The 13,650-nt window shown below is 63.6% G+C and carries 12 protein-coding genes and 1 riboswitch; of the genes, 3 read left to right on the forward strand and 9 right to left on the reverse strand.

All coding sequences use genetic code 11. The features are described from left to right. The first annotated feature begins 103 nt into the window (after nucleotides 1-103). Complete coding sequence (locus FJ953_RS05505; protein ID WP_140623425.1) at nucleotides 104-574, forward strand: tetratricopeptide repeat protein; 471 nt, start codon at nucleotides 104-106, stop codon at nucleotides 572-574. A 175-nt stretch (nucleotides 575-749) separates the two neighbouring features. Then, on the forward strand, nucleotides 750-1,925 hold the full coding sequence (locus tag FJ953_RS05510; RefSeq protein WP_140495851.1) for a diguanylate cyclase: 1,176 nt from the start codon (nucleotides 750-752) through the stop codon (nucleotides 1,923-1,925). Nucleotides 1,926-1,934: 9 nt separating this feature from the next. Here the strand turns inward: FJ953_RS05510 and gcvP are convergent, their stop codons facing one another. The 9 genes from gcvP to FJ953_RS05555 all read right to left on the reverse strand — a co-directional run bounded on the left by gcvP (nucleotide 1,935) and on the right by FJ953_RS05555 (nucleotide 11,363). Next, nucleotides 1,935-4,745, reverse strand: a complete 2,811-nt coding sequence (gene gcvP, locus FJ953_RS05515) for an aminomethyl-transferring glycine dehydrogenase (RefSeq protein ID WP_140623427.1) — start codon at nucleotides 4,743-4,745, stop codon at nucleotides 1,935-1,937. Between the two features lie 17 nt (nucleotides 4,746-4,762). Then, on the reverse strand, nucleotides 4,763-5,131 hold the full coding sequence (gcvH, locus tag FJ953_RS05520) for a glycine cleavage system protein GcvH (protein ID WP_140623429.1): 369 nt from the start codon (nucleotides 5,129-5,131) through the stop codon (nucleotides 4,763-4,765). Between the two features lie 7 nt (nucleotides 5,132-5,138). Next, the gene (gene gcvT, locus FJ953_RS05525; RefSeq protein WP_140623431.1) at nucleotides 5,139-6,236 is read right to left on the reverse strand and encodes a glycine cleavage system aminomethyltransferase GcvT; all 1,098 of its coding nucleotides are present in this window, start codon (nucleotides 6,234-6,236) and stop codon (nucleotides 5,139-5,141) included. 148 nt (nucleotides 6,237-6,384) lie between these two features. Then, a riboswitch (glycine riboswitch) is annotated at nucleotides 6,385-6,471 on the reverse strand. A gap of 103 nt (nucleotides 6,472-6,574) precedes the next feature. Further along, nucleotides 6,575-7,366, reverse strand: coding sequence for a molybdopterin-binding protein (locus FJ953_RS05530; protein ID WP_140623433.1), 792 nt, complete (start codon nucleotides 7,364-7,366; stop codon nucleotides 6,575-6,577). Between the two features lies 1 nt (nucleotide 7,367). Beyond that, nucleotides 7,368-8,249 (reverse strand): cytochrome b/b6 domain-containing protein, encoded by an 882-nt coding sequence (locus FJ953_RS05535; RefSeq protein ID WP_140564213.1) that lies wholly within the window; start codon nucleotides 8,247-8,249, stop codon nucleotides 7,368-7,370. Nucleotides 8,250-8,365: 116 nt separating this feature from the next. Next, nucleotides 8,366-9,043 carry a DUF1345 domain-containing protein gene (locus FJ953_RS05540; protein WP_140623435.1) on the reverse strand — a complete coding sequence of 226 codons (678 nt, stop codon included), beginning with the start codon at nucleotides 9,041-9,043 and terminating at the stop codon, nucleotides 8,366-8,368. A 25-nt stretch (nucleotides 9,044-9,068) separates the two neighbouring features. After that, nucleotides 9,069-9,536 carry a YaiI/YqxD family protein gene (locus tag FJ953_RS05545; protein WP_140623437.1) on the reverse strand — a complete coding sequence of 156 codons (468 nt, stop codon included), beginning with the start codon at nucleotides 9,534-9,536 and terminating at the stop codon, nucleotides 9,069-9,071. Nucleotides 9,537-9,600: 64 nt separating this feature from the next. Then, the gene (gfa, locus tag FJ953_RS05550; protein WP_140623439.1) at nucleotides 9,601-10,170 is read right to left on the reverse strand and encodes an S-(hydroxymethyl)glutathione synthase; all 570 of its coding nucleotides are present in this window, start codon (nucleotides 10,168-10,170) and stop codon (nucleotides 9,601-9,603) included. A gap of 65 nt (nucleotides 10,171-10,235) precedes the next feature. Beyond that, entirely contained in the window at nucleotides 10,236-11,363 is a 1,128-nt protein-coding gene (locus tag FJ953_RS05555) for an S-(hydroxymethyl)glutathione dehydrogenase/class III alcohol dehydrogenase (RefSeq protein ID WP_140579701.1), read from the reverse strand. Nucleotides 11,364-11,565: 202 nt separating this feature from the next. Between FJ953_RS05555 and FJ953_RS05560 the strand changes: the two genes are divergently transcribed. After that, nucleotides 11,566-13,578, forward strand: a complete 2,013-nt coding sequence (locus tag FJ953_RS05560) for an acetyl/propionyl/methylcrotonyl-CoA carboxylase subunit alpha (RefSeq protein WP_140623441.1) — start codon at nucleotides 11,566-11,568, stop codon at nucleotides 13,576-13,578. Nucleotides 13,579-13,650: the final 72 nt, after the last annotated feature.

Raw genomic sequence — 13,650 nt, forward strand, 5'->3', positions numbered from 1 at the left:
AAGGCCTAATTTTGGCGGCGTTTCGGCACCTAAGTTTAATTGCTTCGGTATAGTGTGTTTCCTGAAGAACGACCCGGCAAAAACCGGGCGATGGGGCAGGGGCATGCGTCACAGTAATTTCACGGCAATGGCCGCGATGGCGGCCGTCTTGATGATGTCTGGTTGTACGACGAGTGGCGTCGACACCACCAAAACCACCGGCATTCAACCGGCCGCGAAGGACGTCAGCACATCCGATCTGGCGGAAGGCAAGGCGCAATTTCGCGACGCGAATTACGGTCTTGCCGAACAGCATTTCCGCAAGGCCGTCGAGTTGAAGGCCGACAATCCGGAAGCCTGGATGGGCCTCGCCGCTTCCTATGACGAACTCGGCCGCTTCGACTTCGCCGATCGTGCCTACGATCAGTTGCTCAAGGTCGCCGGGCGCAAGCCGCAGATCGTCAACAATATGGGCTATTCGCAATTGCTGCGCGGCAACAGGAAAAAGGCAAGGGCGCTGCTGCTCGAAGCCAAGGCCGGCATGGCCGACCCCACGGTCGTCGATGCCAATCTTGCCCTCCTGAACAAGGGCTGACGGCTGTCTGGTGGCCACGATCGTCGCGAGGACGATTTTGGGACACTCGGCGTCGACGCTTTGTAAACTCTATCCGAAGGTCTCAGCCGGAAGATCAGTTGAAAATCATGTCTGATGGCTGTCGTTGACCTAGAATGCAGCGGTAAGGCCGACGCTCAGGGAACCCCCGCCCAATATGCTGGATTTCAGTTCGCTCCTGCTCGCAGCCGCGCTGTCGGGCATCTGCCTCAGCATCACCATGTTCGCGATCTGGTTCGCCGCGCCCCGGGCCAGCTTCGTGCTGACGGTGGGGTGCGGCATTCTCGTGCTCGTTGTGCATGTCATCCTGTTCTGGCGATACACGAAGGAGCCTGATCCGCTGCTTTGCCAGGTCGCGCTTGCATTGCTCAGCCTCGGTTTCCTGGTCATCTGCCTCTCGGCCATGCAGTATCTCGGCGTGCCGGATTACCGGCGTGCCATTTTGCCGACATTGGCCGCCATGACGATCTGCGCGGCGGTGACTTCCCTCGGTCTCGACGGGGTAGGCTTCATCGTTACCTATGTAACGGTGACTGTGCTGCTCTCGGCGATCGGAACCATGTTCTGGCTCAACGGCAGTCATGATCGCAAAATCCTGCTGGTGGTTTCGTTCCTAGGCGGCACCTGTGCGGTGTCGTTTGCACTTTGCGCGGTCGTCCTGGTGGCCAAGGGGCAATGGACGCTCGGGGCAGCCCCCGATAACTGGGCCGAACGCCTGAATTCGGTCGTGGCCGTGGCCTGCATGACCGGTCTCGGCGCATTGACGCTTTCCCTGCATCACCTGCAGGCGCAGATCGAGCTGAAGGCCGAGACGATGACCGATCCGTTGACCGGGCTGATGAACCGCCGGGGATTGATGTCGCTCCATGGCGAACGGGCCTTCGGTCCGTTCATGGCTGTCGTCATGTTCGACCTCGATCATTTCAAGAAGACGAACGACATCTATGGTCACCCGGTGGGGGATCAGGTTCTGTGCCGCTTCGCCGCAGTCATCAGAAAATATGCCAGAACGGGCGTCGACGCCTTTCGTCTCGGCGGCGAGGAATTCGCGATCGTCATGTCCCGGGTGACCGAAGAGAGGGCTTACGAGCTCGCAAGCAAGATCGGCGTCGCCTTCGGCACCGAGATCGTTGCGACCTCCCACGGTCCCTTGCGCAGCACTGTCAGCGGAGGCATCGGCTTTGGCGGCGCCAACGGCAACAGCCTCGGCGAGGTGCTGGCCGAGGCGGACGCAGCGCTCTATGCCGCCAAGCGCGCGGGCCGCAATTGCGTCGTCAGCCACAAAAGGATGGGCAAGGCCGAGCCGATCAAGCCGGCCTTGCGCTCAGCATAGTTTGCGAGACTATTCGGCCGCGCCCAAATAGTCCGACAGCGGCGGGCATGAACAGACCAGGTTGCGGTCGCCGGCGACATTGTCGATGCGCGATACCGGCGGCCAGTATTTCGCCGCCATGTCGGCGTCTCCGGCGGGGTAGGCCGCTTCCAGGCGCGAATAGGGATGGCTCCACTGGCCGGCCAGCGCCTCCGCGGCGGTGTGCGGCGCATTGACCAGCGGATTGTCAGCCAGGGGCCACTCGCCCCTCGCAACCTTGGCCGCTTCGCCCGCGATGGCGATCATCGCCTCGCAGAAGCGGTCGAGCTCGCCCTTGGGCTCGGATTCGGTCGGCTCCACCATCAGCGTGCCGGCGACCGGGAACGACATGGTCGGCGCATGGAAACCGTAGTCGATCAACCGTTTGGCGATGTCCTCGACACTGATGCCGGCGCTCTCCTTGAGCACGCGGGTGTCGAGGATGCACTCATGGGCAACGCGGTCGCTCCTGCCCTTGTAAAGGAGCGGGAAGTGTGGGGCGAGCCGCGTCGCGACGTAGTTGGCCGAAACGATCGCCGTCTCGGTCGCCTGCTTCAGGCCGGAAGCGCCCATCATGCGGATGTACATCCAGGTGATGGGCAGGATAGAGGCACTCCCGAAAGGGGCGGCGGCCACGGCATGCGCGGAGCCTTCGGTGACATGGCCCGGCAGATAGGGCTTCAGATGCGCCCTGACGCCGATCGGGCCGACACCCGGGCCGCCGCCGCCATGGGGGATGCAGAAGGTCTTGTGCAGGTTCATGTGGCAGACGTCGGCGCCGATGTCGCCCGGGCGGGCGAGGCCGACCAGAGCGTTGAGGTTGGCGCCGTCGAAATAGACCTGGCCGCCATGCTCATGGATGAGGGCGCAGAGATGTCGCGCGCCCTCTTCATAGACGCCATGCGTCGAGGGATAGGTGAACATCAGCGCCGCGAGATTCCTGGAATGCTCGTTGGCCTTGGCCCTCATGTCGTCCATGTCGATATTGCCGTCCTCCAGGCAGCGAACGACGACCACGCTCATGCCGGCCATCGCCGCGCTCGCCGGATTGGTGCCGTGCGCGGAGGACGGGATCAGACAGACCGTGCGATGGCCCTCGCCGCGCGAGCGGTGATAGGCGCGGATGGCCAGCAATCCGGCATATTCGCCCTGGCTGCCGGCGTTGGGCTGGAGGCTTACCGCATCGAAGCCGGTAATCTCCGAAAGCCAGCCTTCCAGATCGTCGATCATGGCGCGGTAGCCTGCCGAGTGCGCGGCCGGCGCGAAGGGATGCATGTTGGCGATTTCAGGCCAACTCACAGGCATCATCTCGGCCGCGGCATTGAGCTTCATGGTGCAGGACCCCAGCGGGATCATCGCGCGGTCGAGGGCCAGGTCCTTGTCGGCCAGCCGGCGTAGGAAGCGCATCATCTCGGTTTCCGACTTGTTCTCGTGGAAGACGGGCTGGGTGAGAAACTCCTTGCCGCGCGGCTTGCCGGGCGTGGTGGCGGCGGCCTCCGCGCTTGGCTTGGCCCCAAACAAGGCGGCAATGGCTTCCAGGTCGGTTTCGTCAGAGGTCTCGTCGAAGGCGATGCCGACACGGTCGGCATCGACGACGCGCAGAAGCCGGCCGCCCTTTTCGGCGGCGGCGGCAATCTGCGCGGCCTTTCCCTTCGTCTCCACCGTCACCGTGTCGAAGCGGCTCGTGCCGATCACCGGCAAGCCTGCCGCCTTGAGCCCGGCTGCCAGGCGGCTGGCCAGCGCGTGGATGCGCCCGGCGATTGCCTGAAGGCCGGCGGGGCCGTGCCAGATGGCGTAGGCTGTCGCCATGTTGGCAAGCAGCGCCTGGGCGGTGCAGATGTTGGACGTTGCCTTGTCGCGGCGGATGTGCTGCTCGCGCGTCTGTAGGGCAAGCCTGTAGCCTGGACGGCCCTTGCTGTCGGTCGACTGGCCGACCAGGCGGCCGGGCATCAATCGGGTCAATTTGTCGGCAACCGCGCAGTAGGCGGCGTGCGGGCCTCCAAAGCCCATCGGCACGCCAAAGCGCTGCATTGGACCGACGGCAATGTCGGCGCCGAGCCTTGCCGGCGTGTCGGTCAGTGTCAGGCCGAGCGGGTCGGCGATGAAGACGACCAGAGCGCCGGCCGCGCGCGCCTTGTCGATGGCCGCCTTGTGATCACCATAGACGCCGAAAGTGTCCGGCCAGGAGACGAGCAGGGCGGCTGTGTTGTCGTCGATCGTCTCGCCGTCAATCTCGATGCCGAGCGGCTCGGCGCGGGTGCGCGCCACATCCAGCGTCTGCGGGTGCGGCGTGCCGGCGAGAGCCACCTTGGTGCGCTTGTCGCGGTGATGGCGCAATGCGATGCCGATCGCTTCGGCGACCGCTGTCGCTTCGTCGAGCAACGAAGCCGATGCCACAGGCAGGCCGGTCAGTTCCGCAACCAATGTCTGGAAATTGAACAGCATTTCCAGGCGGCCCTGGCTGATCTCCGCCTGGTAGGGCGTATAGGCCGTGTACCAGGCCGGGTTCTCGAACATGTTGCGCTGGATGACCGGCGGCACGTGCACGCCGTGATATCCGGCGCCGATGAAGCTCTTCAGAACCGTATTCCGGGCCATGGTCGCCGACAATTCGGCCAGCGCTTCGGCTTCGCTGGCCGGCGCGGGCAGGGACAGCGGCTGGTCGAGGCGGATCGATCTCGGCACGGCCTGGCTGATTAACGTCTCCACTGAGGGCACGCCGATGACGGCCAGCATGGCTCTCACATCGGCAATGCCGGGTCCGATATGGCGGGCCGAGAAGGGGTAGGGTGCTGCGGTCATGTCAATGCGTCCTGATTTCAGCCGATATGGGCTTTGTAGGCGGCCTCATCCATGAGGCTGGCGAGCTGGCTTTCGTCGGCAAGCTTCATTTTCCACAGCCATCCGGCGCCGGTCGCCGCCGAATTGACCAGCGACGGGTCGGACGACAGCATCGCGTTGGCCTCGGTGATCTCGCCGTCGACCGGCGCGTACACGTCGGAGGCCGCCTTGACGGATTCGACCACGACGGCGGTGTCGCCCTTGGCGAGCTTCTTGCCTGTTTCCGGCAGTTCGACGAAGACGAGGTCGCCCAGCTGCTCCTGCGCGTAGTCGGTGATGCCGACGGTGGCGATGCCGCCCTCGACGCTGAGCCACTCGTGATCGGCGGTGAAATAGGTCTTTGCCATCTGAAAATTATCCTTTGCGGTAGCGATGCGGGAGGAAGGGCAGGGAAGAAACGTCGACAGGTATCTTCGTTCCGCGCACGTCGGCGAAAACCCGAGTTCCGGGTTTTGCCAGCGGTGTCGGGACATAACCCATGGCGACGGGATGGCCGGCAGACGGACCGAAGCCGCCCGAGGTGACGTGGCCGGCGGGATTGCCGTCGGCATCGAAGAGCGTGGCGCCGGCGCGCACCGGCTGGCGGGAATCCGGCCTCAGGCCGACGCGCTTCTGGGCGGAGCCGCGCTCGACGGCGGCGCGCAGCGTGTCGGCACCGATGAAAGTGCCGTTGGCGCGGATGTCCTTCGGGATGGCCCACATCAGCGCCGCGCTTGCGGGATCGGTTTGCGTGGTGATGTCCTGGCCGTGTAGGCACAGGCCGGCTTCCAGCCGCAGACTGTCACGGGCGGCAAGGCCGATCCATAGCACGCGCTCGTCTTCGAGCAGTTTCGCGACGAGACCGCGCGCGTCTGCCTCCGGCAGGCCGATCTCGAAGCCGTCCTCGCCGGTATAGCCGGACCGGCTCATGAACCAGTTCTCTCGCGGTTCAATGCCATGCATGAACAGCAGCGACCCGGTCTCGATACCGGCGCGGGAAAGCGCCGCCCAGGCCTCGGGACCCTGGATGGCGAGGAAGACCCGATCGAGCGGTTCGACCTTGACGTCGAAGTCGGTCGCAAGCTCGCGCAAATGCTTCTCGTCGGCGATCGCGTTGCCGGCATTGGCGACGACCATGAAGTTGGTATCGCCCAGCCGGGTGACGATCAGATCGTCCAGGATGCCCGCGGCCTCGTTCAGGAAAAACGTCAGCTTCGACTGTGAAATTTCGAGCGCGCCCGCATCGAGCGGACAGGCACGGTTGAGCAGGGGAATCGCGCCCGGCCCGCTGACCCTGAACAGTTTCATGTGGGAGATGTCGAACAGGCCCGCATGTTCGCGGGTGTGAAGATGCTCCTTCATGACGCCGGCCGGGTAGGTCAGCGGCATCGACCAGCCGGCAAAGGCGCCAAAGCGCGCACCGGCAGCTGCGTGGATGTCTTCGAGAGGAAGGTGTTTGGTGTCGCCCGTCATGTGTTCTCCAGAGTCGCACGCAATCGGTCGCGAATGGCGACCAGTCCGTGCCCCTCTGTCTGAAGCCTGAGAGACTCGCGCCCCGTAACTCTGTCGGCAGCGCTTACACCTTCGGCGCGGGGGCAGGCCCCGACTTTCCAGAGTGTCTTTCCCGTCTACGGTTCTTTTGCCTGAGAGATTTCGGGCGATTTCCCCTTCGGCGACAGCTCTCGCTGCTCTCTCCCGCAAACAGGTAGGGCTCGCAAAAGCCCTCGACTCGTCATCCATAGCCCGTCAACGACGGATTGTCACCTGCATGCGACGTGCAAAATAAAATGGCGGCAGCGTGCCGATTGCGATCAGATCCCGCCATACCAGTCGTAGCCGTTGTCTTCCCAATAACCGCCACGTCCGCCTCCTACGGCGGCGAAGCCGTCGACCAACTCGACCTTGTAGAGATATTTCGGCATCTTGTAGCCGAGCTGGCGCTCGACCCGGACACGCAGAGGCGCGCCGTTCTCGACCGGCAGCGGCTTGCCGTTGACGCCGTAGGCCAGGATCGTTTGCGGGTGGCGGGCGTCGATGAGGTCGATGCTGCCGTAATATTTGATGTCGCCCGACAGGCTGCGGTCGATCGTGTCCAGGCAATGGAACATGACGTAGCGCGCCTGCGGCTTGACCACCGCCTGGTCGAGCACCAGCGAGAGCGGCGTGCCCGTCCATTTGGCGATGCAGCTCCAGCCTTCGACACAGTCATGGCGGGTGATCTGCGTTCGGCTCGGCATGTTCATGAGCTGCTCGCGGGTCAGCGACAGCGGCTTTTCGACCAGACCCGAAACCTCCAGCCGCCAGTCTGCGAAGTTGTTGGCGAGCAGGGCCTTGTAGGTATCGTCGTCGGGTGACGTCACGCCGTTGGGGCGCATCGGCTGGCGGACATCGGCTTCAGTGAACTCCGGCGCCAGCGAATCGCGGCCCGCGAGCAGACGTTGCGCGCGATGTGTGAGATCGTTGGCGTTTTCGAGGAAGCTGCGCAGGCCGTCGCCCACGCCGAGCTGGCTGTCGAAAGCATCGCAGCCGGAAAGCGTGATGCCGGAAAGGCCAAGGCTGGCCGCGGTCAGGAATTTCCTGCGGTTGATCTCGAATTTTGCCATGTCAGGCGCTCCTTTCGGAGGATTTTGCGTGATGGGCCGGCGGATCGGTCCGATACCATCCAGTGACGATCGAGCGCAGTTCGTTGATCGGGCCGGCGGCGACGATCATCAGAATATGGATGGTGAAGAAGGCGACCAGCAGCACCATGACGGTGAAATGGATGGTGCGCGCCGTCTGCCGGCCGCCGAGCAGGTCGTTGAGGAACGGCAGCACCGAATTCATGCTTGGCGACATTGCGAGCCCCGTGAGGATCATCAGCGGCAACAGCACGAACAGCACGCCGCCATAGGCCATTTTCTGCAGCGTGTTGTATTCGCGCGTGTGGTGGAATTTCAGCCTGGCGTGATTGGCGATATCTTGCGGTAGGCGCCTGAGATCGTCCAGGCGAGGGGCGAGGTCACGTCTGATGTGGCCGTTGACCAGGCTGGCGACCAGCCACACAAGCAGCGTCGTCGTCAGTACCCAGGCGAAGAAGAAATGCACGACGCGTGCCGTGCCGAGGTCGTAGTATGACGGGATCGTCGCCCAGGACGGGAAAGCGCGGGGCGTCTCTTGTCCTGCCGGCCCAGACCAGCCGAGCACGCCGGTCGTGTCGAAGCGGTGTCCGAGGATTTCGGTATAGCCGCGCGGCCCGGCATTCGTATTCTCGGCGCCGATAGCGAAGACGGTGTTGTTGTAGTCGAAGCCGGACTGCTTGCCGAGATAGAGCTGCGGGCGGGCGTTGAAGATCTGGAGGCCGGAAAGCAGCATGAAGAAGAGCGAGATGGCCCACAGCCAGTGCGTCAGCCGCGTCCAGGCCGATTGCCGGTAGATCAATGTCGTGGCCTTCGTAGCGTCACTGTCCGCGCTGGCGGCGGGTTGGTTCATGGCAACCGATTCCATCTGGTCTCGCTTCCTGGCCGTTCCATCCGGCGCGGCCGCTGTCTGCATCATTCTCCTCCTGATACGTCGCCAGCCAAGCCGATGTTTCATCGATCACGAAAATATCAGATCGAAGCTCAAGGGCCGCCCAGGCTGACGGCGAGATTGACGGCGGCGGCGACGATGACCGTGTTGAAGAAGAACGACAGGATCGAATGAACAAGCACGACGCGGCGCATATGGGTTGTCGAGATGTTGGTGTCGGCGGTCTGCGCCGTCATGCCGATGACCGTCGAGAAGTACAGAAAATCCCAGCCTTCCGGCCGTTTGTCGCCGGGGAACAGCAAGCCGCCGACCGGGATTTTCTTCTTGGTTCCGGCATCGACCAGGTCGCCGTCCATCCAGTACACATGCGCATAGTGCAATGCCGCCATGGCGTGGATGGTGAACCAGCCGAGGGGAATCGACAGCAGCGCGAAGCCGAGCTCCATCGCGTTCGAACTGCCTTTCTGGTTGATCAACTGGAACAATGCGGCGATGGCAACGCCGACGACGACCAGCGTGACGGCGAAGATGACCAGCACAGGCTGGTCGGTGTCGCGCGCATTCTTGCTGAGATAGGTGCCGGTGAATTTGGGCATCTGGGCGACAACCAGCGTGACATAGGCGGCAAAAAAGGCGTTGGCCCCGATCGAATAAGCGAGCGGCGCGTGAAGCAGCAAGGCCACCAGAAGCGCAAAGACGCCGACACAAGCCGACACCGCGAACAGCATGTGCCGGTGCATGGGCGTCCTGGACGGGATTTCGGCGGCCATGATGGTTCCGAATGGCGCTGGGCTTCTACTGCGGTGTGGCGGATTTTAGAGCGCGCCGCAAGATGCGGTCGAGTTCGCCGAGAAACCGCGAGCGGTCCTGCGGTGCGAAGCTGGCATTGTACCCCTTGCTTTCGCCGGTCTCGCGCAGATGCTGCTTCAAGTCGCGCATTGCCACCGCCATGCCGATCGTTTCCGGCGTGAAGGGACGTCCGGTCGGCCCCAATACATGGGCCCCGAGCGCCACCGTGCGTGCGGCCAGTAGAATGTCCGCGGTCACCACGATGTCGTTGGGTTTTGCGTTTTCCACGATCCAGTCGTCGGCGGCGTCGGCACCCTTGGACACGACGACATTGCGGATCATTGGGTCGCGGGAGGGGCGCAGGCCGCCATTGGAAACATAGGTGACGACGACGCCGTGGCGCTCGGCAACTTTTTCGACTTCGGCTTTGACCGGGCAAGCGTCTGCGTCGACGAGGATGGCGGGTGCGGGCATTGTCTCTCCAAATGAGCATGGGGCCGGCAACCCGTCCGGCCCCATGCCTCAAATCTCATGGTCGTCAGGCCGGAAGCGCTCCCGACCTCTTGGCGGTCCAGGTGGCGATATAGTCCATCAGGCCGGGGTTGAGGCAGTCATAAGGTTCGAGGCCGATCGATTTCAGTTGGCCGCGAATGCCGTCCATGCGGCTCGGGTCGACACCGGATTCGATGATCGAAGAAACAAAGGCGGTAAAGCCCGGCGGCGACCAGCCATCCTCCTCGAAGCGCTCGGGATGGATGAAGGACAGGCCCTTGAACGGATGGTCGCGCTCGACGGGTCCATGCATGTGGACGCCGCAGCCGGTGCAGGCATGGCGCTGGATCAACGCGCTCGGGTCCACCACCTTCAGCTTGTCGCCGTTCTCGGTGACGGTGACGTCGCCGGTGCTGGCTACGGCCACCACCGAGAACACCGCCCCTTCGGGCTTCCAGCATTTGGTGCAGCCGCAGGCGTGGTTGTGGGCGATCTGGCCCTTGACCTTCACCTTGACCGGATTGCTGGTACAGGCGCAGACCAGCGTGCCGCCGGTAAAGCTCGCACTCTCCCTGGGCAGACCATTGTCGATTTTCGGATGCAGTTTTTCCGCCATGCTTTTCTCCTCCCATTTTTGACCACAGAGGTCGCGGGCCCGTTGCCCGCGGCGTGTGGCCGCCCTCAATAAACCACGACACTCCTGATCGACTTGCCCTCATGCATGAGGTCGAAACCCTTGTTGATGTCCTCGAGTTTCAGCGTGTGGGTGATCATCGGGTCGATCTCGATCTTGCCGTCCATGTACCAGTCGACGATCCTGGGCACGTCGGTGCGGCCGCGCGCGCCGCCGAAGGCGGTGCCCATCCAGGTCCGCCCGGTGACCAGCTGGAACGGCCGCGTCGAGATCTCCTGGCCGGCGCCCGCCACACCGATGACCACCGACTTGCCCCAGCCGCGATGCGAAGCCTCCAGCGCCTGGCGCATCACCTTGGTGTTGCCGGTGCAGTCGAACGTGTAGTCGGCGCCGCCGATCTGGTCGGCGCCGCGCTTGGTCATGTTGACGAGATGGGGAACGATGTCGCCGTCGATCTCCTTCGGATTGACGAAATGCGTCATGCCGAAGCGCTCGCCCCAGGCTCGTCTGTCGTTGTTGAGATCGACACCGATGATCATGTCGGCGCCGGCAAGTCTCAGGCCCTGGATGACGTTGAGCCCGATGCCGCCGAGGCCGAAGACCACCGCGGTCGCGCCTTGCTCGACCTTGGCGGTGTTGATGACCGCGCCCACGCCGGTGGTCACCCCGCAGCCGATGTAGCAGATCTTGTCGAAGGGCGCGTCGGGATTGACTTTGGCCACGGCGATCTCCGGCAGCACCGTAAAGTTGGAGAAGGTCGAGCAGCCCATATAGTGAAACAGTTTTTCGCCCCCGATCGAGAAGCGCGAGGTGCCGTCCGGCATCAGGCCTTGCCCCTGCGTGGCGCGGATGGCGGTGCACAGATTGGTCTTGCGCGACAAACACGACGGGCACTGCCGGCATTCGGGCGTATAGAGCGGGATCACATGGTCGCCCTTTTTGACCGAGGTGACGCCCTTGCCGACATCGACTACCACGCCGGCGCCCTCATGGCCGAGAATGGCGGGAAACAGGCCCTCGGGATCGGCACCCGACAGCGTGAACTCGTCGGTGTGGCAGATGCCGGTCGCCTTGATCTCGACCAGCACCTCGCCCTCGCGCGGGCCGTCGAGGTCGACCTCCATGATCTCAAGCGGCTTTCCGGCAGCAACGGCAACAGCGGCGCGGGTTTTCATCTGGCAATCCTCCATCGCAATTTTGCGCTCAGGCTTTCAGGTTTTGGCCTGCTCATCAACCGCCAGATGAGACGAAATATCGGCTTTCTTGACGCAGGTAGCATACCCTTGACCGCAGGCGTTCGCGCCACGCACACGGTACTTGAGACATGGCGACATAATCCATAGAACTGGACCGTCCGCCGGAGGGGAATTTGCCCGCATGTTCACCAAAATCCTGATCGCCAACCGTGGCGAGATCGCCTGCCGCGTCATCAAGACCGCGCGCAGGATGGGCATCGCCACGGTCGCCGTCTATTCCGACGCCGATCGCGATGCCGTGCATGTCGAGATGGCCGACGAGGCGGTGCATATCGGACCGTCGCCAGCCGCGCAGAGCTATCTCGTGCCCGAGAAAATCATCGCGGCGTGCAAGGCGACCGGCGCTCAGGCCGTGCATCCCGGCTATGGCTTCCTGTCCGAGCGCGCATCCTTCTGCGAGGCGCTGGAGAAGGAGGGCATCGTCTTCATCGGGCCGAAGCCGAAGGCCATCAAGGCCATGGGCGACAAAATCGAATCGAAGAAATTCGCCAACGCCGCCAATGTTTCGACGGTTCCCGGCTGGCTCGGCGTCATCGAGAACGCCGACCACGCGGAGAAGATCGCCGGAGAGATCGGCTATCCCGTGATGATCAAGGCCTCGGCCGGTGGCGGCGGCAAGGGCATGCGCATCGCCTGGAACCGGGCCGAGGTGCGCGACGGCTTCGACCGGGCGCGCTCGGAGGCCAAGAGCTCGTTCGGCGACGACCGCGTCTTCATCGAGAAGTTTATCGTCGATCCACGCCACATCGAGATCCAGGTGCTGGCCGACGCGCATGGCAACGCGCTCTATCTCGGCGAGCGCGAATGCTCGATCCAGCGCCGCAACCAGAAGGTGGCCGAGGAGGCGCCATCGCCTTTCCTCGATGCCAGGACGCGCAAGGCCATGGGCGAGCAGTCGGTGGCGCTGGCCAGGGCCGTCGACTACCAGAGCGCCGGCACGGTGGAATTCATCGTCGACGCTGAGAAAAACTTCTATTTCCTTGAAATGAATACACGATTGCAGGTCGAGCATCCGGTGACGGAGCTTGTCACCGGTGTCGATCTGGTCGAGCAGATGATCCGTGTGGCAGCCGGCGAGAAGCTCGCCTTGAAGCAAAGCGACGTGAAACTGAATGGCTGGGCGGTGGAGAGCCGGCTCTATGCCGAGGATCCGTATCGCAACTTCCTGCCGTCGATCGGCCGCCTGACGCGCTATCGACCGCCACAGGAAGGGCAAGTCGGCGACGTCGTCATCCGCAACGACACCGGCGTCACCGAGGGATCGGAGATTTCGATGTTCTACGACCCGATGATTGCCAAGCTGTGCACCTGGGCGCCGACCCGGCTGGAGGCAATCGACGCGATGTCCGAAGCGTTGGACAGTTTTGTCGTCGACGGCATCGAGCACAACATCCCTTTTCTGGCGGCGCTCATGCAGCATCCGCGCTGGCGGGAAGGGCGGATTTCGACCGGATTCATCGCAGAGGAATATCCCGACGGCTTTGCGCCGATCCTGCCCGACCATGACGACAAGGCCGTGTTGGCGGCGGTCGCCACCGTGGTCGAATTGCTGCGCCGCGACCGACTCGACCGGCTGGGCGGGCGCTTGGCGCCGCATTCGGGAGCACTCAAGCGCGACTGGGTGGTGAAGATTGGCAAGGACTATCTGTCCGCGTCCATCCTGGAGGGCATAATCTCCATTCCGATGGAAGTCGACTTGTCCATCGAGGGCGGCAAGCCGCTGACGGTTTCGTCGGCCTGGCGGCCGGGCGAACTCGTCTGGCGCGGCAGCGTCGGCGGGCACGAAATGGTGGCGCAACTGCGCCCTGCGCCAAACGGCCTTCGCATCGCCTGGAAAGGGCTTTCGGTGACAGCGCGCGCCATGCTGCCGCGCATTGCCGTGCTGGAAAGGCTGATGCCGGAAAAGCTGGAGCCCGACACGTCCAACCTGCTGCTATGTCCCATGCCCGGCCTCGTCGTCTCGATCGCCGTCGCCGAAGGCCAGGAGGTCAAGGCCGGCGAGACTCTGGCCGTCGTCGAGGCGATGAAGATGGAGAACGTGCTGCGCGCCGAGCGCGATCTCGTGGTGGCGAAACTCAACGTCAAGCCGGGCGACAGCCTGGCCGTCGACGCGGTGATCATGGAATTCGCCTGAAGCGAGGGCGGGCGGAAGCCTGTGGCCGATGTTCGTTTGTGCTGGACTGGCATCGCCCGGTGCCGGACAATA

The organism is Mesorhizobium sp. B2-3-6, assembly GCF_006442305.1.
Lineage (GTDB): Bacteria > Pseudomonadota > Alphaproteobacteria > Rhizobiales > Rhizobiaceae > Mesorhizobium.